The 22538-nt window shown below is 69.1% G+C and carries 17 protein-coding genes; 11 read left to right on the top strand and 6 right to left on the bottom strand.

All coding sequences use genetic code 11. The features are described from left to right. The first annotated feature begins 109 nt into the window (after positions 1–109). Together D7X74_RS02600 and D7X74_RS02595 are read left to right on the top strand one after the other, a co-directional pair. A complete protein-coding gene (locus D7X74_RS02600; protein WP_120531312.1) occupies positions 110–934 on the top strand; it encodes a nucleotidyltransferase in 825 nt (274 codons plus the stop codon). Beyond that, positions 918–1622: a metallophosphoesterase gene (locus D7X74_RS02595; RefSeq protein WP_120531333.1), complete on the top strand. Its 705-nt coding sequence runs from the start codon at positions 918–920 to the stop codon at positions 1620–1622. Before D7X74_RS02600 ends, D7X74_RS02595 begins: the two co-directional genes overlap by 17 nt. A gap of 10 nt (positions 1623–1632) precedes the next feature. Here the strand turns inward: D7X74_RS02595 and D7X74_RS02590 are convergent, their stop codons facing one another. From D7X74_RS02590 to D7X74_RS02575, 4 genes are read right to left on the bottom strand one after another with little or no spacing between them, the layout of a single operon-like run. Continuing rightward, the gene (locus D7X74_RS02590; RefSeq protein WP_120531311.1) at positions 1633–3111 is read right to left on the bottom strand and encodes a DUF4340 domain-containing protein; all 1479 of its coding nucleotides are present in this window, start codon (positions 3109–3111) and stop codon (positions 1633–1635) included. Next, positions 3108–4676: a GldG family protein gene (locus tag D7X74_RS02585; RefSeq protein WP_120531310.1), complete on the bottom strand. Its 1569-nt coding sequence runs from the start codon at positions 4674–4676 to the stop codon at positions 3108–3110. The genes D7X74_RS02590 and D7X74_RS02585 overlap by 4 nt, the downstream gene beginning before the upstream one ends. 2 nt (positions 4677–4678) lie before the next feature. Next, complete coding sequence (locus D7X74_RS02580) at positions 4679–5482, bottom strand: ABC transporter permease (RefSeq protein ID WP_120531309.1); 804 nt, start codon at positions 5480–5482, stop codon at positions 4679–4681. 40 nt (positions 5483–5522) lie between these two features. After that, entirely contained in the window at positions 5523–6266 is a 744-nt protein-coding gene (locus D7X74_RS02575) for an ABC transporter ATP-binding protein (protein WP_199732636.1), read from the bottom strand. A gap of 42 nt (positions 6267–6308) precedes the next feature. Here D7X74_RS02575 and D7X74_RS02570 point away from each other — a divergent pair, with 42 nt between their 5' ends. Beyond that, positions 6309–7502, top strand: a complete 1194-nt coding sequence (locus tag D7X74_RS02570) for an aspartate kinase (protein ID WP_120531308.1) — start codon at positions 6309–6311, stop codon at positions 7500–7502. A gap of 170 nt (positions 7503–7672) precedes the next feature. Then, a complete protein-coding gene (locus D7X74_RS02565; protein WP_120531307.1) occupies positions 7673–10261 on the top strand; it encodes a N,N-dimethylformamidase beta subunit family domain-containing protein in 2589 nt (862 codons plus the stop codon). A 76-nt stretch (positions 10262–10337) separates the two neighbouring features. Here the strand turns inward: D7X74_RS02565 and D7X74_RS02560 are convergent, their stop codons facing one another. Together D7X74_RS02560 and D7X74_RS02555 are read right to left on the bottom strand one after the other, a co-directional pair. Next, the gene (locus tag D7X74_RS02560) at positions 10338–11300 is read right to left on the bottom strand and encodes an ATP-binding protein (RefSeq protein WP_120531306.1); all 963 of its coding nucleotides are present in this window, start codon (positions 11298–11300) and stop codon (positions 10338–10340) included. A gap of 67 nt (positions 11301–11367) precedes the next feature. Continuing rightward, positions 11368–12018 (bottom strand): hypothetical protein, encoded by a 651-nt coding sequence (locus tag D7X74_RS02555; protein ID WP_120531305.1) that lies wholly within the window; start codon positions 12016–12018, stop codon positions 11368–11370. A gap of 304 nt (positions 12019–12322) precedes the next feature. Between D7X74_RS02555 and D7X74_RS02550 the strand changes: the two genes are divergently transcribed. The 7 genes from D7X74_RS02550 (at position 12323) to D7X74_RS02525 (ending at position 22454) form a co-directional block, all read left to right on the top strand. Then, complete coding sequence (locus D7X74_RS02550; RefSeq protein WP_199732637.1) at positions 12323–15916, top strand: tetratricopeptide repeat protein; 3594 nt, start codon at positions 12323–12325, stop codon at positions 15914–15916. Beyond that, entirely contained in the window at positions 15916–17355 is a 1440-nt protein-coding gene (gene gltE / locus D7X74_RS02545) for an adventurous gliding motility TPR repeat lipoprotein GltE (RefSeq protein ID WP_120531303.1), read from the top strand. Before D7X74_RS02550 ends, gltE begins: the two co-directional genes overlap by 1 nt. 136 nt (positions 17356–17491) lie before the next feature. Next, on the top strand, positions 17492–17755 hold the full coding sequence (gene cglF / locus D7X74_RS02540; protein WP_120531302.1) for an adventurous gliding motility protein CglF: 264 nt from the start codon (positions 17492–17494) through the stop codon (positions 17753–17755). A gap of 79 nt (positions 17756–17834) precedes the next feature. Continuing rightward, complete coding sequence (gene gltG, locus D7X74_RS02535; protein ID WP_120531301.1) at positions 17835–19793, top strand: adventurous gliding motility protein GltG; 1959 nt, start codon at positions 17835–17837, stop codon at positions 19791–19793. 114 nt (positions 19794–19907) lie between these two features. Continuing rightward, positions 19908–20546 (top strand): adventurous gliding motility protein CglE, encoded by a 639-nt coding sequence (cglE, locus tag D7X74_RS02530; protein ID WP_120531300.1) that lies wholly within the window; start codon positions 19908–19910, stop codon positions 20544–20546. A gap of 34 nt (positions 20547–20580) precedes the next feature. Then, a complete protein-coding gene (locus tag D7X74_RS43570) occupies positions 20581–20784 on the top strand; it encodes a hypothetical protein (RefSeq protein ID WP_199741749.1) in 204 nt (67 codons plus the stop codon). Next, entirely contained in the window at positions 20751–22454 is a 1704-nt protein-coding gene (locus D7X74_RS02525) for a DEAD/DEAH box helicase (RefSeq protein ID WP_199741748.1), read from the top strand. Before D7X74_RS43570 ends, D7X74_RS02525 begins: the two co-directional genes overlap by 34 nt. Positions 22455–22538: the final 84 nt, after the last annotated feature.

Here is a 22538-nt window from a genome sequence, read left to right as displayed (position 1 = left end):
AGTCTGCCTGCCTGCCCTCCTGCCGCCCACGCCCGCCTGCCTGACGGTTGAAATGGGGCATCCCTACATTTCGCCCATGGAAAAACGACACCCGAACCATCCCGGGGACATGGGTACGGACGCCTCGCTGGCTGAGCGTGAGCGCGCGCCGGACGAAATCAACGCCCGCGCCAGAGCCGTCGGCCTGCTCCATGAGGCTGGGGTGCCATTCGTGGTGGGCGGGGCCTATGCCTACGCCACCTATACGGGCATCTACCGCGACACCAAGGACCTGGACCTGTTCCCGCGCAAGGCGGACGCCGTCCGCGCGCTGGAGGTCCTGGAGAAGGATGGCTGGCGCACCGAACATCACGACGAGGTGTGGATCTACAAGGCGTACAAGGGCGACTACTTCGTCGACTTCATCTTCTCCTCCGGCAACGGCGTGGCGACGGTGGACGACGAGTGGTTCACGAACGCCAAGAAGGCCAACATCTTCGGCTACGAGTGTCTCATCGCGCCCGCCGAGGAGATGATCTGGTCCAAGGCCTTTGTCACCGAGCGCGAACGCTACGACGGCGCGGACATCAACCACCTCATCCTCAAGGCGGGGCGGGAGATGGACTGGGACCGCATCCTCCGGCGCTTTGATCGCTACTGGGAGGTGCTGCTCAGCCACCTGATGATGTTCCGCTTCGCCTATCCCAGCGAGCGCGACATCGTCCCCAACTACGTCATGACGGAGCTGATGAGCCGCACGCTCCAGACGGTGCGCGACGGCAGCTGGGATGAGCGCCTGTGTCGCGGCAACCTGGTGTCCAAGGTGAACTACCACGTGGACATCCACCACTGGGGCTTTGGGGACGGCAGGGCCTGGGACGAACAAGAACGACCCGAGGGGGACGTGCGTGGCGCGAGATCCGAGCTCGAAAATACGGCTGGCAGCGGTCGGTGACCTCCACTGTCGGGACGACCAGCACGGTCGCTTCCGTCAGCTCGTCAAGCAGGTGAACGCTTCCGCGGACCTGTTGCTGCTGTGCGGCGACCTGACGGATCGCGGCATGCTGGAAGAGGGGAAGGTGCTGGCCGAGGAGCTGTCGGCCCTGCGCGTTCCCTGCGCGGCGGTGCTGGGCAATCACGACTACGAACACGGGCAGGTGAAGGACATCTGCACGGAGCTGTCGAAGGTGGGCGTGCACATCCTCGACGGAGACCACTTCATCTTCGAGAAGGTGCTGGGCGTGGCGGGCGTGAAGGGCTTTGGCGGAGGCTTCGGCAACGCGACGTTGCAGGCCTTCGGCGAGGGGCAGACGAAGTCCTTCGTGCAGGAGGCCGTCACGGAGTCGCTCAAGCTGGAGGCGGCGCTCAGCCACCTGGACACGCCGAAGAAGGTCGTGATCATGCACTACGCGCCAATCCCGGAGACGCTGGAGGGGGAGAACATCGAGATCCGCCCCTTCCTCGGGACGAGCCGCCTGTCGATGCCCATTGACCACTACGGCGCGGCCTACGTCTTCCACGGCCACGCGCACCACGGTGCGCGCGAAGGCAAGACGAAGAGCGGCATCCCGGTGTTCAACGTGGCCATGCCCCTGCTCACCAAGTTCACGCCCGAGCAGCGCTTCGCCCTGATGGAGGTGTAGCGCTTCAGCCTCAGGGCGAAGGGGCCCCGCCGTCCGGACCTCCGGGCGGCGCGTCCTTCAGGTCCGCGGCGCTCGTGGGCAGAGCCGCCACGGCGCTCGCGGAGACCTCCACCAGATCGGGGCCGGAGCCGCGCGCGTAGAGCCGCTCGTCCTGCTCCGGCACGGCGTGGCCCAGCCACAACCGCGCCAGCTCCCGTCCGTCCGCGTCGCGCAGCACCACGCTCCGGGACGCCTCGCTGATGCCATAGCGCTCCCAGCGCTTCACGTTCGCTTCACCGAACGCGGCGGCCCTCAACGACTCCAGCGTGCCCAGCAGCTTCACCACGCGGAAGTGACGCGCGAGTCCGCCGTCGGGACCTTCGATGCGCCACGCGTCGGAGCCGCCATCCAGGGACGAACCGCGCGCCACCACCACGGGAGCGGCCTTGCCTCCGGGATGGAACTCCAACTGGCGCACGGCTTCGCGCGCGAACGCGAGCACGCGTCGGTCCTTCAGCTCCGGCACGCCCACGTCCAGCGTCGTCAGGGCCCGCGCATCCACCTCCGCCAGTGTGGAGCGCGCGCCCTGCTCTCGCAGCGCATGGACGACAGGGGCCCCGTCACGCGTCACCTGCGACAGCCGCACGCGGATGGGTTCGCCCGAGGCGGGGACGAAGCGCGCATCCACGAGGGGCGCGTCCAGGCCCAGGGCCTTCCGGGCGGCGGGGGTGTCCTCGGGGAACGACAGGGCCTGCTGTCCGGCGAACGCGGTGAGCAGGTCCGCCACGCGGCTGGCGTTCGCGCGCGTCGGTTCCGGCTTCACCATCCGCCACGTCTTGCCGTCGGCCTCGCGTGTCAGCAGGTACGCGTGGTCCTTCGCGGTGACTTCGATGGACTGGAGCGACGCGGCGTCCAGCGGCCCCAGGAACTCCTTGGAGCGAAGTTCAAAGGGGCCCTTGTCGAGCGACCACCGCACGGCACCCTCGGCCGCGTAGACGGTCGCGTCCCCGTCGCGGCGCACGTACACGGAGCCGTCGAAGGGATTCTCCTCTCCGCCCGACAGCGTCACGGTGCGCTGGCGGGACGGATCGTCCGCGCCGCCGCCGCTCGCGTCCGGGACATAGGCCCGCGCCGTCACGGTGAACTTCGGGGACGTCAGGCCGAACTTCTTCAGGTCCGCGTCCGACGGCGCCGCGTTCACCGTGGCCTTGAACTTCGCCGTGGTGAGCTGCTGCACCATCGCGTCGACGGCGTAGGGGTCTGCCTTCGCCTCCACGGGCGAGGTGATCCGCCAGCCCTCGGGCGTCCGCTCCAGCTCCGTGGTGGCGCCCCGGGCCTTCACCGTCAGGTGGGTGAAGACGGGGGCCGCCGGGGCCGGGGCGCCGCGCGTCGGCTCCGCGGTCTCCGTCGCGAAGAGCCTGGGCGGGGCCGGCGGCTTCTCCGACTCACGCGAACACGCCCACTGCCCCAGCACCGCGAGCCCGAGCACCACGAACGACGAAGTCCTCACCGGTTCCTCCGAGACAGCCAGACGGCAAGCCCCACGCCCAGAAGAGACAGCGGGAGCAGGTCGGTGGCGACGAAGCGCAGCGTCTGCATCTGGCTGGCGCTCAACTCCAGCGTGGAGGTCTCCCGGTCCGGAGGGCGCAGGGTGATCTTCTCCACCTGATGCGACGCCCAGCCCAGGGCGTTCATCACCAGGTTGCGGTTGGCCTCGTGGCCCCAGTTCGGATCCAACAGCAGCTCCGAATCGCCCAGGACCACCAGCCGTGCCTCATCGAAGCGCTTGTTGTCCGCGCCGCGAGTGTCCCGGGACGCGGCGGCCACGAGCGTGAGCTGTCCCATCTTCTCGCCATCGGATGGGGTGGCATCTTCCTGGGGCCGCGTCTCCACCCACGCATACGGCGAGGTGAGCAGCACGGGCTCCACCGTGACGCCGGGAAGGAAGCCCTCGCGGAACAGGGTGAGGCTGCGCGCGGTGGGAAGCTGCACGTTGAGCGCACGCTCCTGCAGCGGGCGGGTGATGACGTGCTTGCCGAAGAAGTTCGACACGAGGACGAACGGGTTGCCCGCGTTGAACTGCGAGTCCGCCGCCACGCCGTCGTCCACCTGCACGCCGTAGTCCGCCAGGAACAGGCCCAGCCCGTCCGCCGTGCCCACGTCGGTGAAGTACAGCAGCCGTCCGCCCTCACCCAGATAGGTGCGCAGGGCGGCCACTTCCGGAGCCGTGTAGTCCTCCTTGGCGCCCGCGATGATCAGCAGCCCCGCGTCGCGAGGCACTTCCTGCCTGCCCAGCAGGTTGAGGGGTTCGGGGCGGTAGCCTTCACGCAAGAGCTGACGGCGGAACTCCGACAGCCCATCACCGGGACCCTGCGGGCCCTGTGGCGTCTCCAGGGGCCACTCGCCATGCCCTTCGAGGAAGTACACCTTCTGCGCGCCCGCGGCGCCCAACTGGAGCAGGGCGTTGGTCAGCTCCTGCTCGGCGGGAATCGGCAGCAGGGTGTGGGGCGCGCTCTCGCCTTCGCCGCGCGAAACGACCACCAGCGTCTGGCCATCCTTGAGCTGGTACTTCGCGGCCAGGGAGGGCTCACGGCGCGGGTCCACGAAGGTGGCGTCGAACGTCTGGGGCGCGGCCTCGTGGTAGCGCCGGAACAGCTCCTCCAGGTCGCCGTAGGCCGGATGCGTGGGCGGGATGAGCGCCAGCACGTGCACCCGCTCCTTCAAACCGGCGAGCGTCTCGAGCGTCTGCGGCGCGAGCGAGAAGATGCGCGCCCGCGTCAGGTCCCAGCGCTGGTTCTTCCGGAACGCGAGGACGTTGAGCGCCACCAGCACGCCCAGCACGGCCAGCGTGGTGAGCACGGTGGACGCGAGGAACCGCCCCGTGCGGCGTGAGCCCGCGCGGCCAAGCTCCTGCCGGTGCGTGGCGACATAGGCCGCGATCATCGCCGTGCCCAGCACCGCCTTGCCCAGCGCGAGCCCCACGCTGCCGGAGGAGAGGAACAGCGTGAAGGGACTGGACAGCAGGAGCAGCAGGCCGAAGGCCCCCAGCACCCGGGTGACGTGGGTCGCTCTCATGGTCACGCGTAGCGCTGCGCTTCCACCGCGCGGTGGGTGAGCAGCAGCGAGAACAGGATGACGGACGCGAAGAACACCAGTGCCTGCACTTCCAGGACGCCCTGGATCATGCCCTGCAACTGGGTGTCGAAGGACAGGTAGTTCAGGAAGGAGCGCAGCGGCTCCGCCGTGGACTGGGCCACCCCGCGCAGCAGCATCCACGGCAGCAGCACGGTGAAGGTGAGGAAGGCCGCCAGCATCTGGCTCTCCGTCAGCGCGGAGATGAACAGGCCCACCGCCATGCAGGTGGCGCCCCACACGAGCACCGCCCCGTAGCCCAGCAGCACCGTGGGCCACTCCAGCGCGGGCCCGGACGCGCCCGAGCCCACCACCGACAGCAGCACCGGGAACACCAGCGTCAGCCCCAGCGTGACGAAGATGAGCCCGAGGCCGCCCAGGTACTTGCCCAGCACGATGTCCACCGGCCGCACCGGCGTCGTCAGCAGGAGCGCGAACGTCTTCTGGCGCTTCTCCTCCGCGAACAGCCGCATGGACAGGAAGGGCGCGACGAAGAGCGTGATGATCAGCACCACGCCCCACAGCTGCACCACCACGCCGTCGGTGAGGTTGCGGTAGACGATCGAGTCCGGCGGCAGCCGGCTCCAACCATGCTCGCGGGCCAGGGACTGCACCTGCTGGAACTGCTCCAGCAGGCTGACGAAGAAGAACGACGAGAGCGCCGCCATCGCGGTGAACACGGCGTAGGCCCACGGGGTGGTGAAGGCGACGGCCAGCTCCTTGCGGGCGATGGCCAGGGCGGTGCGCATGCGCGGGAGGTCCTCGAAGGGGGAAGGGGAGTGGCGCGCTTCAGGCGGCGGTCAGCTTGATGAAGACTTCTTCCAGCGAGGCGTGCTCCGCCTGGCCATGGGACTTCGCGAGCGTGTCGATGGCGTCGTGGGCCACCACGCGGCCCTGGTGGAGGATGAGCACCGTCTGGCACGTCACGGTGACCTCCGGGAGGATGTGCGTGGAAAGGAGCACGGTGTGCTTGCCCGCGAGGCTCCGGATCAACGCGCGCAGCTCGGCGCGCTGCGCGGGGTCCAGCCCTTCGGTGGGCTCGTCCAGGATGAGCACCGGGGGCGAACCGAGCAGCGCCTGCGCGATGCCCACGCGCTGCTGGAAGCCCTTGGACAGGTTCTGGAGCACGCGGCCCAGCACGTCGCTCACGCCGGTGAGGCCCGCCACGCGCTCCACCTCCGCACGCACCGCGCGGCCGGGCAACTGCTTGAGCGCCGCGACGAACGTCAGGTAGCCGTGCACCGTCAGCTCCGGATACAGCGGAGGCGTCTCCGGCAGGTAGCCGATGCGCCGTTTGACCTCCATCGGGTGCGTGGACACGTCGAAGCCGGCCACCTTCGCGATGCCCTCGGAAGGGGGCAGGAAGCCGGTGAGGATCTTCATCGTGGTGGACTTGCCTGCTCCGTTTGGCCCGAGGAAGCCGAGGATCTCTCCCTCACCCACGGTGAAGGACAGGTCCTGGATGGCCACGCGATCGCGGTAGCGCCGGGTGAGGTTGCGCACCTCGATGATGGGATTCTCGGTGATTGGCATGCGCGGGGGCGGACTTTACACTGCCCGGGAAGCGAGGCGTGGATGCCAATCGTGGTGCAGAAGTACGGCGGCTCATCGGTCGCTGACGCGGAGAAGCTCGGCAAGGTCGCCCGTCGCGTGAAGGAGAAGCGCGACGCGGGGTACCAGGTGGTGGTGGTGGTCAGCGCCATGGGCGACACCACGGACGACCTGCTGGCGCTCGCCAAGGGCGTGTCCGCGGACCCGCCCCGGCGGGAGCTGGACATGCTCCTCACCTGTGGCGAGCGCATCTCCATGGCGCTCCTGTCCATGGCGCTGCAGGAGCACGGCGTGCCGGCCATCAGCTTCACCGGCAGCCAGAGCGGCATCATCACCAACGACGCGCACGCGCAGGCGCGCATCGTGGAGGTGCGCCCCTACCGCATCCAGGACGAGCTGGCGAACGGCAAGGTCGTCATCGTCGCGGGCTACCAGGGCGTGTCCTACAAGAAGGAAGTGACGACGCTGGGGCGCGGCGGCTCGGACACCACGGCGGTCGCGCTGGCGGCGGCGCTGGAGGCGGAGGCGTGTGAAATCTACTCGGACGTGGATGGCGTCTTCAGCGCGGATCCGCGCGTGGTGCCGGACGCCCGCAAGCTGGAGTCCCTGAGCTACGACGAGATGCAGGAGCTGGCGAGCGCCGGCGCCAAGGTGCTCAACGCCCAGGCGGTGGAGTGGGCCAAGGCGCGCGGCATCACCATCCTCGCGCGCACCGCGCACGGCCAGGGCACCGGCACCGCCGTGCAGGAGCTGGCCGTGCCCACCGACAGCCGCGTCAAGGGCGTGACGGCGGACGCGGAGATGGCCGTGCTCGTCGCCAACGCCAGCGTGCCCCTGCAGGAGCTGCTGGAGTTCCTGGACGCTCGCGCCGTGCGCGGCCGCACGCTCGCACATGACGGGCTGCCGGGGGCCCCGGGGCGTACGTTCCTGGCCATTCCGCTCGCGGACGTGCACGGCCCGGAAGCGCTCCAGCGCGAGCTGACCACGCGCTTCGGGCCCGCGGTGGAGTGGAGGGACGGGTGGGGTACCGTGACGTGCGTGGGCGTGGGCCTCAACGCGGACTGGGTGCCGCTCCGGAAGGCCTTGTCGGCCGCCGAGGGCCTGTCTGCTCGGGTGCATGCCGTGAGCACCTCTCCGCTGCAGGTGACGCTGCTGGTGGACAAGGCCCACCTGAAGCCGCTGACGGCCCGCCTGCATCGGGAACTGCTGGGAAGCTGACAGTGCCTTGCGTGGTGGACCTGCGTTGATCCGGTGACTTGCACGACCCCCCGGGGTGCCGACGGGGGTGGAGTGTCGAACTTTTGTTCCCATCCGGGGTAGGGCGCTTCCCTCCCTGAAGTCGATGCCTACCCTCCGCTCGTGAACACCCTGGGTGGAGGGTAGAGGGCATGGGGCAGGGGCATCGTTGGACGAGGCTGGGGGTGGTGTTGGCGCTCCTGGTGACGGGCGCCACCGGGTGCAAGGACACGGGTCCCGCACCGGGCACGCCGCCTCCTGGCGACCGCCACGACGAGCCCCCTCTCAACACCAACGACGGAGGCGTGACGCCTGATTCGGATGGTGGCTTGGTCGTGCCGGAATACGACGCGGGCCTCCCAGACGACGAACCGGACGCTGGCACGCTTCCGGATGGAGGCTCTTCGCTGCCCGCGCGCGACGCGGACGCGGTGCACCGGGAGAACCAGAAGAAGGGCACCTCCAACTGGCGCATCACCAAGAACGCCAACCAGCGCGAAATCGAGGGCTATCCCCTCCAGGCGACCGTCACGCAGGGGGAGTCCCTGCGCGTGGCGGTGTCCCTGTCCGAAGCGAAGAACTTCACCTGGTTCGTCTACCGCATGGGCTACTACGGCGGCGTGGGCGCGCGCGAGGTCGCGCGGGGCGGCCCCGTGAAGGGCACGCGCCAGGCGGACTGCCCGGCGGATCCGACGACCGGCATCATCGCGTGTGCGTGGTCCCCCACGCTGGACATCCCCATCCAGAAGGACTGGGTGCGCGGCGTGTACGTGGTGAAGCTCGTGCGCGAGGATCAACCGTCGCGCTACGTGCCCTTCTTCGTGCGTGACGCGAACCCGCGCTCCGAGGTGGCGGTGCTCATCCCGACCTCGACCTGGGCGGCGTACAACACCTGGGGCGGCACCAGCCTCTACGACGACCAGAAGGGCGTGATGAAGTCGCACGGCGTCGCGCGCGCCTTCCAGTCCTCGTATGACCGGCCCTACTACCGGGGCCAGGGCTCCGGGCACCTGATGCTGGACGACCTGAGCCTCGTGATGTGGCTGGAGGCGCAGGACCTGGACGTGGGCTACTTCACCGACGAGGACATGGACTCCAGCTACGACTTCCTGCGTGGCGCGAAGGTGTTCGTGATGTCCGGGCACGATGAGTACTGGTCGTCAAAGCAGCGGGACTCCGCGGACCGCTCGCTGGCGGACGGCCGGTCGCTCTTGAACCTGGGCGCGAACAACGCCTACTGGCAGGTGCGCTACGAGCCCGCGGCGGACGGCCGCGAGCGCCGGATCGTCACCTGCTACAAGGGCCACGCGGAGGATCCATACAAGGACCAGCGCAAGACGGCGAAGTTCCGCGACCTGCCCGCGCCCCGTCCGGAGAACGCGCTGCTGGGCGTGCAGTTCGCGGCGCGCTGGCACCAGTGGCCCTTCCCGACGGTCATCACGGAGCCGAACCACTGGGTCTTCGCCGGCACGGGGCTCAAGGCGGGCGACACGCTGTGGATGGCCAACGGCTACGAAGTGGATCAGCTGGTGAACAACGGCCGTCAGCCGGCCGGCGTGGAGGTGCTCGCCGAGTCTCCCTCGCTGTCGCTCCAGGGCGGGTTCGGCTTCGCGCACATGGTGGTGCGCAAGCAGGGCGACGCGTACGTGTTCTCCTCGGGCGGCATCGACTTCGTGCAGAAGCTGGCCGGGGTGGGGGACCGCGTGGCGGATCCTCGCGCGGGCCGCATCGTGGCCAACGTGCTCTACAAGGCGCTGGGCAGGAAGGTGCCGGACGACCTGGTGAAGTTCCAGCCGCCGGCGGCGTCCCCGGCCGTGGGCCCGTTCGCGCAGGCCGTGCACACGGTGGCGGGCGAGCCGGGCAAGCGCTGCCACTCGGACGGCAAGGTGGCGTCGGATGCGCTGGGCGCGCCGCTCGCGGTCGCGGTGCTGCCGGACGGTGGCTGGGCGGTGGCGGACTCGCTGGGCAACAGCGTCAAGCGCGTGTCGCCGGACGGGAAGATCCGCACGGTGCTCACCGGGCTCATCGGCCCCATGGGCATCGCCGCTGACGCGCAGGGGAACATCTACGTGGCGGACACGGAGAACGCGGTCATCCGCCGCATCCCCGTGGAGGGCAAGGCGGAGGTGTTCGCGGGCACGAGCCCTGGCTACCAGGACGGCCTCGCCCTGGCGTCGGCCTTCAACCAGCCGGCGGGCCTGTCCTTCACGCCGGATGGGACGGGGCTGCTCGTCGCGGACCTGAACAACGGCGTCATCCGCCGCATCGACATGGTGCTGCCGGGCAATCCGGTGACGACGTTGCAGGGCGATTGGATCTACCGGCCCTCCGCGGCGGTCCAGACGGCGGACGGCACCACGTACGTGGTGGAGAGCGGCATGGCGCGGGTGATTCGCGTGCGCAACGGCGTCACCTCCGTGGTGGCCGGCTCGACGCCCGGCTTCCGCGATGGGGACCCTTCGGGCGGGCAGTTGCTGCCGTACCTGGGGCTGGCGCTGCTGCCGGACGGTTCGCTCGCGGTGTCCGACCCCGGCAACTACCGGGTGCGCCGCCTCGTGTTCAACGCGGCGGGGGAGCCGGAGAAGCTGACCACGCTCGCGGGCAGTGGCCGCTACGGCTTCGCGGACGGTCCGGGCAAGGAGGCCCAGCTGGTGCTGCCGGCGGGGCTCGCGGTGGGACCGGACGGCACCCTGTACGTGGCGGATGCCGGCAACTCGCTGGTGCGCGCCATCACGCCGTGAGGGGCTGAGCCTCGCGGGCCGGCGTCAACCCGGCTCGCCCTGGGAGTGGAGTTGCGCCGCCGCCTCCGGGGGCTGATCAGCGTCCGGGGTTGCGCATCCCACCCATCGGAGGAGGCGCATCCATCTCCTGCCGCGTGCGCCGCCGGTCCGGGGTGTCGCGCGGCAGCTCCACGAAGCTGCACATCTCGCACAGGCGGCTGTAGATGCGCTCGCCCACGCGCTCGCGCAGCAGCTCCGCGTCCTTCATCGCCGTGCGCGCGTCCTCGGTGGTGCGGTAGCCCGTCGGCGCGGTGCTGCGCGCGCCCTTGCGCTCCGGCTCCAGCGAATAGTTCGTCGCGAAGAGCGTGGTGCGCCCCGCGTTGTAGCGCCGGGCGATCAGCTCATCGAGCGTCTCCATCTCGAAGGGACTGCCGCGCCCCTTGCCCAGCTCGTCGATGGCCAGCACCTCGACCTCCGACAGCGGCCCGATGATCTCTCCGCCGCTCTTGCCGTCCTGGAACCCGCGCCGGATGGTCGCGTACAGGAGCGAGATCTCCACGTACCGGGACCGCACGCCCATCTCCAGCACCAGGTGCCCGAGCGTCGCCGCCAGCAGGTGCGTCTTGCCCGTGCCCACCGGCCCGCTGAGCACGTAGCCCTTGTTCTTCGCGGTGTCGCCCTTCACGTACTGGTGGGCGAAGTGCATCGCCACGCCCCGGCCCCGGTCCTGGGCCTCGTTGAAGGGGCGGTAGTTGTCGAACGACGCGTGCGCCATGACCCCCGGCATCTGCACGTCGTTGAAGAGCGCCACCCGCTTGCGCCGCAGCGTGCACATGCACGGCTGGAGCACTTCGTAGGTGCGCGCACCCACCTTCTTGCTGAAGGTGCCTTCCTTCTCCACCAGGATGTGCCCGCGCCCGCCACACACCGGGCACGCCTCCGAGCACGTACACACCCGCGCTGACGCGAGATCCCCGCGCCGCTCGATGAGGTACGTCCGCCCGCCGCACTCCCCGCACGCCTCGCCGTTCGCCTTGGCCGCCATCTGGGGTCCAGCCATACCACCGCCCGCCTTGCCCGTCAGTACGCTGAACCTGCGTTCAGGCGTGCGACCATGACCCAACCCTTCAGGTCTCCTTCATGTCCAGCCGCCGGCGCACGGCCGCCTGAAGCCGGAACCTCCGCGACACCCGCCGCGCCCGCGCCGTCATCAGCTGCTGCTCGCCCGTGCGCGCATCGCGCCACACCGTGCGCCGCTCCGAGAAGGGCAGGGCCCGCAGCAGCACGAGCAGCGCCCACGCCTCCTGCTGATCCATGGCCGCGGGCTCCCGGGGCACGCACGCGAGCACCGTGTCCAGCAGCCGGTGCACCCGGGGCGCCAGGGCGGACTCCCGCTCCGTGAGGGCCCGGAGCGCCGTGCACAGCCGCGCGTGGCGCACCTCCTCCCAGGAGCGGGCCGGCTTCTTCTTCACCTCCGGGACGGCCTCCTCGCCCTGGCCCGCGGACAGATCGCGGTACTTGCGGATCTCCGTCTCCACCTGACGCCGGCACGCCCGGAGCGAGCGCAGCACCGGCTCCCCGGGCCGCGCGTCCCACAGGGCCTTCTCCGCTGATCGCGAGATGCCGCGCGCCACGACTTCGAAGGGGACCCCCTCCTGTGCCCACGCCGTGACGAGTTGGGTATCCAACGCGGACAACATCAGCCCCGCGCCACGCACCGCGAGGTAGTAGTCCTGCACCAGTTCTTCAAAGCTGGCGCTCTCCGGCAGAAGGCTCATGATCCGCGAACGGCTCCAGGCAGGGCGGCCAGTCTTCCGACCGTCCGCTTCCCATACTCCCTGAAGCCCTCATCGCAACCTTCCGGCCACTGTTCAACCCCCGGCTGGCCGCTCCCCGAGCACAACGAAATTGAAGTTTTCTCGCCTGCTTTCCAACGGACCGTCCGTCCGTCCGTCCAAGTTGACCCGCCTTGCGGAAACCGCGCATAGTGCGAGTCCCCTCATGGAAATTCCCGAAGATTCCCGGACACTTGCCAAGCAGGCAGGCCATCGGGGATGCCGGTCCCTCGCTCCTAGGAAGACCATGCGCCGCTCGTTACTCGTTTGCCTCGTTCTCCTGACTTCCATGGCTTCGGCCCAGGAGAAGAAAGCACTGCGCGACGCTGACCTGGGCAAGAAGTCCACGACCACCGTGGACAAGTCCCTCGCTGGCGACATCACGCGCCCGAAGGAAGCCCAGCAGGCCGCTCCCACGCTGCAATATGATCAGTTCCGCCTGGGCGTGGAGGTGCAGGTCGCCTCCAAGCGCCGCGAACAGATCGAATCGCTGCGGAAGATCATCTCCCTGTCTCCTGATCAGAAGGAGGCCCCCAGCTTGTTGTTCCGCCTGGGTGAGCTCTACTGGGAGGAGTCGAAGTTCTTCTTCTTCGAAGCCAACCGGAAGGACGACGAGCTCATCGTCGCCATGAACCGCAACGACGCCGCGGGCCAGCAGAAGGCCAAGGCGGAGAAGGCGGAGTTGATGGCGAAGGTGAAGGAGAACGGCAAGTACGCCGTCGAGCAGTACACGAAGATCGTCCAGGAGTTCCCGAAGTTCGAGCGCACGGACGAAGTGCTCTTCTTCCTCGGCCAGTACCTGATGGAGGACGGCCAGGACAAGAAGGCGCTCGTCGCGTTCAAGCGCCTCATCGAGAAGCACCCCACGTCCAAGTACATCCCGGACGCGTACTTCGCCTTCGGCGAGTACTACTTCAACAACTCCAAGGGAAAGCGCCCGGAGCTGGAGAAGGCGCTCGTCGCCTACAAGAAGGCCGCCGAGTTCCCGGAGAACCAAGTCTACGCCTTCGCCCTCTACAAGCAGGGCTGGTGCTACTTCAACATGGGCGAGTACGAGTCCGCGAAGGACAAGTACAAGACCGTGGTCCTCTACGGCGAGCTGGCGGGTGCCGCCGCGGTGGAGAAGGACGGCAAGGCCAAGGCCAAGGGGTCGCTCGTGCGTGAAGCGCGCGCCGACTACGTGCGCTCCTTCGCCCGCGAGGGTGACGTCACGCAGGCCCGCGCGGACTTCGGCAAGGTCGCCACCAATCCGGAAGACCGCTTCGCGATGATGAAGCAGCTCGCGAACCTGTACTACGGCGACGGCAAGGACCGCGAAGCGGCCATCACGTACAACGCCCTGATCAAGGAGAAGCCGCTGTCGCCCGAGTCGCCCGGCTTCCAGGGCAAGATCGTCGACTGCATCCTTCGCATGGGCAACAAGGAGCGCACCGTGGCCCAGGTGCGCCGGCTCGTGAAGATCATGAAGGACGTGGAGTCCTCCGGCGTCATCAAGGACGACAAGGACAAGAAGGCGCTCGCGGAGGCGAAGGAGCTGTCCGAGCGCACGCTCTCCAACCTCGCCGTCACCTGGCACAACGAGGGCAAGAAGACGCGCAACGAGGAGACCTTCAAGTACGCGGACGCCGTGTACAGCGACTACCTCACGCTCTTCCCGGAGAACCCCAAGGCGTACGACCTGCGCTTCTTCTGGGCGGAGCTCCTCAACGACAACCTGCAGAACTTCGACAAGGCCGCCGCCAACTACACCCTCGTCGTCCTCCAGGACGCCAAGGTGCTGGAGGCCAAGGACGACAAGGGCAAGCCCAAGCCGGGCAAGCCGGGCAAGTGGCTGAGCAACGCCTCCTACAACGCCGTGCTCGCGTACGACGAGGTCGTCAAGTCCGCGGAAGCGCGCGGCGAGGCGAAGAGCGAGTCCGCCGGTACGGACATCACCAAGAAGATCAGCATCCCCACGCTGAAGAAGTCGCTGCTGGACGCGTGCGAGCGCTACCTCAAGTACGTCCCCAAGGGCGACAAGCGCGTGGAGATCGCCTTCAAGGCGGCGAACATCTACTACCGCCACAACCACTTCGACGAAGCGGTGCTGCGCTTCAGCGAGATCGCGCTCGGCTACCCCGAGTACAAGTTCGAGGACGGCCAGCGCGCGGGTGAGATCGCCGCGAACCTCATCCTGGACTCGTACAACCTGCTGCAGGACTTCGCGAAGGTGAACGAGTGGGCGCGCCGCTTCTACGCGAACGACAAGCTCGCGGTCGGCAAGTTCCGCGACGACCTGGCGAAGCTGATTGAACAGTCGTCGTTCAAGCTGGTCAGCCAGCTGGAGGAGAAGAAGGAGTTCTCCAAGGCGGCCGAGGCGTACCTGAACTTCGTCCACGACTTCCCGCAGACGGAGATCGCGGACCTGGCGCTCTACAATGCGTCCGTCGACTATTACAAGGCGAAGAGCCTGGACAAGGCCATCGAGGTCCGCAAGCGCCTGTTCGCGGAGTACCCGCGGTCCAAGTACGTGCCGGACTCCATCTACGCGAACGCGGAGGCGCTGGAGGCCATCGGTGACTTCGAGGACGCGGCCTCCACCTACGAGCTCTACGTGCGCGGCTACGAGCGCAACCTGAGCGAGAAGGGCGGCGCCCCCGCCGCGAAGGCCAAGGCGAAGGCCAAGGCCAAGGCCAAGGCGAAGCAGGCCTCCAACGACGACGCCCCCGCGAAGCCCGCGGTGGTGCAGAAGTGGGACGAGTCCAAGGCGCAGATCGCCCTGTTCAACGCCTCCACCTACCGCGAGGGCCTGGGCCAGCTGAAGGCCGCGCTGAAGAACCGCGAGCACTACCTGGAGCTGTGGCCCAAGTCGAAGGACGCCGAGGGTGTGTTCCTCTCCATCGTGGACCTCCACGTGAAGCAGGGGGCATACATGAAGGCCATCAAGCTGTTGGAGGAGTACGAGCGCGACAACATGCGTTCGTCCAGCAAGTTCCTCAACGCGGAAGGCCGCATCGTCGCCATCTACGAGAAGATGAAGAAGCCGCGCGACGTGTCGCGCATGAACAAGCGCATCTACGAGTACTTCGACCAGCTGGGCCGCAACCAGAAGGCCTCGCTGGAGAAGCCCGCCCTGGCCGCCGCCGCGCAGGCGAACCTGCTGGCCATCGAGCCGGACTGGGTGGAGTACAAGCGGCTGAAGCTGTACTGGGGCGTGCCGCCGTCGCCGGAGCGCTTCAAGGGCTCGCTGGCCGACAAGGGCCGCGCGCTGGAGGTCGTCCAGAAGAAGTACGTGCAGACGGTGGCCCTGGGCGCCCCGGAGCCCGCCATCTGCGCGCTGCAGCGCATTGGCATGGCGTACGACCACATGGCGGACCTCGTGGTGAACGCGCCCATGCCGCGCGGTCTGGATGAGGAGTCGCAGCAGGCCCTGCGCGACGAGTTCTCCAACCAGGCGCAGCCGCTCAAGGACAAGGCCACGGAGGCCTTCTCCGGCGCGGTCGCCAAGAGCCGTGAGCTGGGCGTGTTCAACGAGTGCGCCGCGGCGAGCCTGAAGATCCTCCGCACCACCTACGCTCCGGACAAGTACCCGGAGGTGCTGGAGGAGAAGCTGGCGCTGAAGAACAAGGAGTTCGTGCTCGCAGGCGACCTGCTCGCCGCCGTGCAGGACATCCCGCCCCCGACGGCGAAGCCCGAGCCGGAGAAGCTGGCCAAGAGCGAGGCGCTCAACGAGGACCTGTCCACGCTGACCAACCAGCTGCGCCAGCAGACCGAGTCGGAGATCGCCAAGCCCGCCGCCTCCAAGGACGGCAGCGCGCCCAAGAAGACCGTTGATGATCAGGAGCCGGAGGACTTCCTCTAATGAATCGCACGCACCCGTTCCGTCCCGCCCTCCTGCTGGCCTCGCTGGCCCTCACCGCCGTCGGTTGCACGTCGTCCCAGCCGGCCGTGAAGCCGGTGGTGGACAAGCCCGTCGCCGCGCCCACCGGGCCGGTGTCCATCTCCAACCGCGCCATGCTGCTGTTCGATGACGCGGTGAAGTCCTTCGACGCGCAGAAGAAGGCCAAGGCGTTCGACTACCCGTCGCTGGAGCGCAAGTTCAAGGCCGCGGCCGAGGCGGATCAGAACCTGGCGGAGGCCGAGTACAACCTGGGCGTCATCGCCGAGCGCATGGGCAAGCCCGACGAGGCGAAGGCCCGCTACCAGGCGGCCCTCACCAAGAAGCCGTCCCTGCGGCAGGCGTCGGACAACCTGGCCATCATGCGCCAGAACTCCGGCGACGTGGCCGGCGCGGTGGCGCTCTACCAGGACGTGCTCACCCGCTACCCGGACGACGCCGGCTCGCGCGCCCGTCTGGCGGAGATCTACCGGCAGAACAACGACCACGACAAGGCGATGGAGCTGTCGCGCGCCGCGCTCATGCGCGACCCGGCGAACACCAACGCGCTGAAGGTGATGATCCGCAGCTACCTGGAGCGCAAGCAGCTGGCCATGGCGAAGCTCGTGGCGCTGCGCGCGGTGAAGCTGGACGGCGCGGATCCGGAGCTGCACCACGCCGTGGGCCTCATCCTCCAGAAGGAAGGCGACGTCGCGGGCGCGCGCTTGCAGTTCAAGAGCGCGCTGGAGGCCAAGGCGGACTACGTGCCGTCGCATGTGGCGCTGGCGCAGCTGGCGCTGGACGCGGAGGACTTCCCCGGCGCGGAGGAGCACCTGCGCCGCATCCTGCAGGCGGATGGCAAGAACGCCGCCGCGCACGTGGACCTGGGCATCGCGCTCAAGGGCCAGGGCCAGTACGACAAGGCCATGCAGGAGTACGACGAGGCGGAGAAGCTCAACCCGGAGCTGGGCGCCACGTACCTCAACCGCGGCATCATCCTTCACAAGGTGAAGGACGCCCCCGAGCGCGCGGTGGAGCTGTACCGCAAGTACGTCGCCCTGGCGGGCGGCGAGGTCGCGCTCAACGGCGAGGCCCCCGTCTTCGGGCTGCTGCGCGAGGCGGAGAGCATCGTGCAGGCCAAGCGCGAGGCGAAGTCCGCGGAGGAGCAGGCCAAGCAGATGGAGGCGCTCCAGGCCCAGCAGCAGGCCGCGATGAAGGCGGAAGAGGCCAAGCAGAAGGGCCAGCCCGCGCCCAACGCCGCGACCCCCGTGTCCGGTGATGGCACCGCGCCCAAGGCCACCCCGGCCGCCGGAACCGGCAACCCGCCGGCCGCGGCGACCCCGGCGGGCGGCACTCCGGCCGCGCCTGCCCAGAAGAATGCAGCCCCGGCGGACTCGGACGAGCCCACCGACGACCTGCTGTGATGTGGGAGAAGCCCGCCAGTGGCTTCACGCTGGCGGCGCGACTCCGGATGATGCGAACCTTGTGAACCCCCGGCATTTCGCGGGGGTTGCCGTGCGGAACAAGCGGGCCCGGGAAGGGGCCCCTCGTGGAGGCAGGATGCGGAAGTGGCTGATGCTGTGCGTGACGCTGTCGGTGGCTCCGGCCTTCGCCCAGGACGAGGGCGGGGACAAGGCGAGCGGTGGTGGCGCCAAGATGCAGAAGACGTCCACGGTCGACTTCGAGGACGACACCATCGAGGGCGATCTCACGAAGCCGGATGGTGAGTACGTCGAGGCTCGCAAGTCCGTGAAGCACTCGAACCTCATCCGCATTCGCGAGGACTTCGAGGACAAGGTCATGCAGTCCGTGGGTGAGCTGTAATTCCCCACGAATTGCCGGCGGGAACCTTCCGCCAGTGCCGTTGTCCAACGAGAGCCAAAGCGAACCGGGAGCCCCCTTCATGGCCGTACCCCTGACACTCAAGGTCTTCAAGGGCGACACGCTGGTCGCCTCCAAGGACTACGAGCGCGACATCATCAAGATTGGTCGTCTCTCCTCCGCGCACCTGTGCCTGGAGGACGACAAGGTCAGCCGCATCCACTCCGTCATCGAAGTGGCCGGCGACGGCTCCATGTCCATCATCGACATGGGCAGCGTCGAAGGCACCTACGTCAACGGCAAGCGCGTCAACAAGGGGCAGGTCTCCTTCGGTGACGAGGTCCGCGTGGGTGGCACCACCATCCGCCTGGAGAACCCGGCCGCTGTCGCCGCGGTGAACCTGGCCGCCGCCGTCGCGCAGGCGGACGCGCCCACCGACAAGAACACCACCGTGGCCCCCGTGGCCGGCGCTTCCGCCGCCGCCATCGCGCAGGCCGTGGCCGCGCCGGTCGCCGCCCCCGTGGCGGCCCCCGTCGCCGCGCCGACGCCGCCCCCCGCCGCGCTGGATGCGTCGGTCGCGCCCACGCAGAAGAACAAGGTCGTGGCGCCCGCCGCTCCGGTCGAGGAGGCCCCTTCGGACGAGGAGGAGGCGCCGCGCGTGCGCACCGTGCGCCGCACCAAGTCCAACGGTCCGCAGGGCGTGTCGCTGCGCCTGCTCTGGGGCGATCAGCGCGTGGGCGAGTTCTTCGTGCCCCCGGGCGTGAAGAAGGGCTTCACGGTCGGCAGCGCCAAGGGCGTGGACTTCGTGATGGGCGACGCCAAGCTGGGCGGCCCGTCCTTCGAGGTGCTGCGCACCGACGGCCAGTCCTTCTCCGTGCGCTTCGCGCGCAAGATGAAGGGCGAGCTGACCCGCAAGGGCGAGACGCTCGACCTGGAAGCGGTCATCGAGTCGGGCAAGGCCTCCAACGAGGGCGAGTCCTACGCGGTGACGCTGGAGGCCGACGACTTCTTCTGGGTGGACCTGGGCGGCCTCACGCTGGAGGCGCAGTTCCAGGCGGTGCCCAAGCGCGTCGTCGTGCCGTTGGGCGAGAACCTGGACTACACGGCGCTCAACATCTTCCTGGTGATGTTCTTCATCGCCACCGCGTTCGTTATCCACTCGATGAACAGCAGCGGCGAAGGGGATGAGTACGCGGATGAGCTCGCGGGCAATGACGCGCGCATCGCGAAGCTCATCATCAAGGCGCCGGAGACGCAGAAGAACAAGTTCCTGGAGAAGCTGAACCAGCAGAAGGAGAAGAAGTCGGGCGAGATGGCCCAGAAGTCCCGCGGTGACGAAGGCCAGATGGGCAAGAAGGACGCGCCCAAGGCCAACAACCGCACCGCGCCCAAGGGCGACCCGAACAAGAAGGACGAGGCGCGCGCCCTCACCGCGAAGATCTTCGGCGGTGGCAAGGGCGGCATCTCCACCATCTTCGGCAAGGCGGGCCTGGGCGGCGAGCTCAAGAGCGCCATGGGCAACATGTTCGGCGCCAAGGCGGGCGACGCGGGCGGCTTCGGCGGCCTGGGCCTGCGCGGCAGCGGCGGTGGCGGCGGCGGCACCGGTGACAGCATCGGTATCGGCGGCATCGGCACCAAGGGCCGTGGCGGCGGCAGCGGCAGCTACGGCACCGGCGTGGGCACGCTCGGCGGCAAGCAGAGCGTGGACGTGGGCATCACGTCCTCGGATCCGGAGGTCATGGGTTCGCTGGACAAGGAGCTCATCCGCCAGGTCATCCAGCGCAACCGCGGGCAGATCCGCTACTGCTACGAGAGCCTGCTCAACCGCTTCCCGAAGCTGGGCGGCAAGGTCTCCGTGAAGTTCATCATCAGCGCCACGGGCTCGGTGGCCACGTCCAACGTCGCGCAGTCCACGGCGGGCAACTCGGACCTGGAGACCTGCGTCGCGGGCCGCGTGCGCACCTGGAAGTTCCCGGAGCCCAAGGGTGGCGGCTCCGTGATCGTGACGTACCCGTTCATCTTCAAGCAGGCCGGCGACTAGCCTAGACTCGATTTCATCCGTGTCCGCGCGGGCGGCCCTGGCGACAGGGCTGCCCGCTTCTTCACTTCCTCCTCCCGTTCCCCGCGGGAGTCCTGCCCCCCCAGGCTGCCTTCCATGCAGAAAGTCCTTGCTCCTCTCGCCCTGTGCGCCGCCTTCCTCCTTCCCGGGGTGTCGGCCGCTCAGGAGACTCCCAGCGCCGGTTCCGCCGCCCAGGACCGGCCCGCGGTGACCTTCGACGAGGTCGAGCGCGGTGTGTACTTCGCGGTGTACGGCGGCCCGTCATGGATCGCCAACCCTCCCGCGTCGCAGGGCCCCCGGCCCTTCTCGTCCGGACAGATGGCCCAGGTGGAGCTGGGCATCGACCTGGGGGAGCGCCTGTCGCTGGGCGTCTTCTTCATGGGCTCCGCGAACACGGCGGGCGCCGAGTACATCGGCTACTCGCAGGGCGCCGCCTCCGGTGACTTCACCATGCTGGTGCCGGGCGCAGTCCTGCGCGCCAGGCTGGTGGGCTTCGCCGACAGCCAGGAGGTCAAGCGCACGTGGATCTACGCCCGCGCCGGCGCGGGGTACGCGATGTTCTCTCCCAAGAAGCTCCTCCCGGATTCCGACATTCTTGTGTTTGCCGGGCCCGGAGTGGAGTACTACACGCGGCTGCGCCACTTCTCGGTGGGGCTGGAGGTCACGGGGAACTACCTCGCCTCCAAGGGCGCTTTCGGGTTCGCGGTGGCGCCCAACATTCGCTACGCGTTCTAGCGGGAGATTCACGTGGCTCAGGAGAATGGAAGCGGTGGATCGCGTCCGGGTGGACGCGGTCCGAACGGGGGCGCGCCGGGTCAGGGGCCTCGCCGTGACGGGCCGGGTGGTTTCGGCGGTCGTGGTGGCGGTCCTGGCGGCGGTGGCCATGGTGAAGGGCGCGGGCGGGGCGAAGGCCGTGGCCGCGACCGTGATGCGGGTCCGGTGGGTCCGGGCCAGCGCGTCATCGCCGAGCTGAGCGTGCTGGAGAAGGCGCTCTCCAAGAATGATTTTGGCGCGGAGAAGGGTCCGCTGGAGGCCATTGTCCGCTCGCTGCGGCCCATGAACCTCAAGTCGCTGGACGACCTGGACCTGAACACGCGCGGTCGCCTCATCACCACGCTCCTGCGAGTGCAGCGTCAGCCCAAGCCGGCCCTGCCGGAAGAGGGCGCCGCGGCTCCGGAAGCGGCGGCGACGACGGAAGGCACCGAGGCGGCGGCTCCGGCCGAAGCGTCCTCGGAGGCTCCGGCCGCCGAAGGCGCTGGCGAAGGTGCCGCTCCCGCCGAAGCTGCTCCCGCGGCTCCGGCCGTGGATCCCGCGAAGGAGAAGCACGGGGCCTGGCTGGACGTGATGACCCTGGTGGGCCGCGTCTGGCGCGCCGCGGGTGACCGCGAGCGTTCGCAGGCGGCCTTCGCGCTGAGCGGTCGCGAGCCGACGCCGGAGCCCGAGGCGCCTGCCCGGAGCGAGGCGCCGCGCGAGCGGTCCGAGCGTCCGGAGCGGGGCGGTCCTGGCGAGCGCCGGGAGCGTTCCGAGCGTCCTCCTCGTGGCGACCGTCCGGAGCGTGGCGCCGCCGGTGCCGGCGAGCGTCGTGAGCGTCCGCCCCGGGCCGAGCGTCCGGAGCGTGGCGAGCGTCCGGCCCGCGGTGAGCGCCCCGAGCGCGCGCCGATGCCAGAGCTGACGGGCGACTGGAAGGAGCAGGCGACCCAGCTGGAAGGCCTGGGCCGCACGCGCGACGCGGCGCGACTGCACGAGCGCAACAACGGCTTCGCGGACGCCACCCGCCTGTTCGAGGCGGGCGGGGACCTGAAGAGCGCGCTGCGCACGGCGCTGGCCGGACAGGACAACGACGCGGCCCGCCGCCTCGTGGGCACGCTGCCTCCGGATCAGATTGGCCCCACGCTGGAGAAGGCGGGCGCGTACGAGCTCCTCATGGAGCACTACGTCGCCAAGGCCGACTTCGAGAAGGTCGCCGGCCTGTACGAGCGCGCGCGCCAGTTCGACCAGGCGGCGCTCGCGTACGAGCGCGCCAACAAGCTGACCCTGGCGCGCAAGGCGTACGAGCGCGCCCGGGACCTGCCGAGCGCCAACCGCATCCGGGGCCTGGAAGTGAAGGCCCTGGTGGAGCGTGGCGACCGGCTGGGCGCGGCGACCCTGCTGGTGGCCGTGGGCCAGCGGCGCGAGGCGGTGGAGGTGCTGAGCCCCCTGCCTCCGCCCAAGGCGTTCCATTTCATGCAGCGGCTCACCCTCGAGGACGAGGCCAAGGAGCTGGCGCAGCGTGAGCTGGCGCGTGCCGAACAGGAGCAGAAGCCCGCCGGCCGTGCCCGGTGGCTGGAGCTCCTGGGCGACACGGCCGCCGCCGCGGAGACGTGGACGCAGGCGGGCCGCAAGGACAAGGCGCTGCCCCTCTACGAGAAGCTGGGCGACCTGCCCCGCGCCGCGCAGATAGCCGAAGAGCTGCAGCAGAAGGACAAGGCCGTGGCGCTGTACACGCAGCTCAACGACAGCGCGGGTCTGGAGCGGGCCAAGGCCCTTCCCGACGCCCCGGCCACGCCCCCTGCGGCGGACAAGTCGGAAGCCGGCGACGACGCGGATGGCGCGGCGGCGACGACGGAAAATGCTTCCTCGGCTGGCGAGCAAGAAAGCCAATAAATCCCATCGGTTGACGGGTTTTGCGCGATTGCCCGGGGGCGCCCGCGGCCGGTACACTCCGGCCGCTGGCGCCCCTGTTTCATT

This window comes from Corallococcus sp. CA047B, assembly GCF_003612065.1.
GTDB classification, from domain to species: Bacteria; Myxococcota; Myxococcia; order Myxococcales; family Myxococcaceae; genus Corallococcus; species Corallococcus praedator.
The sequence above is the reverse complement of the archived record's forward strand: the minus strand, read 5'-3'. Positions and strand labels throughout refer to the sequence as shown.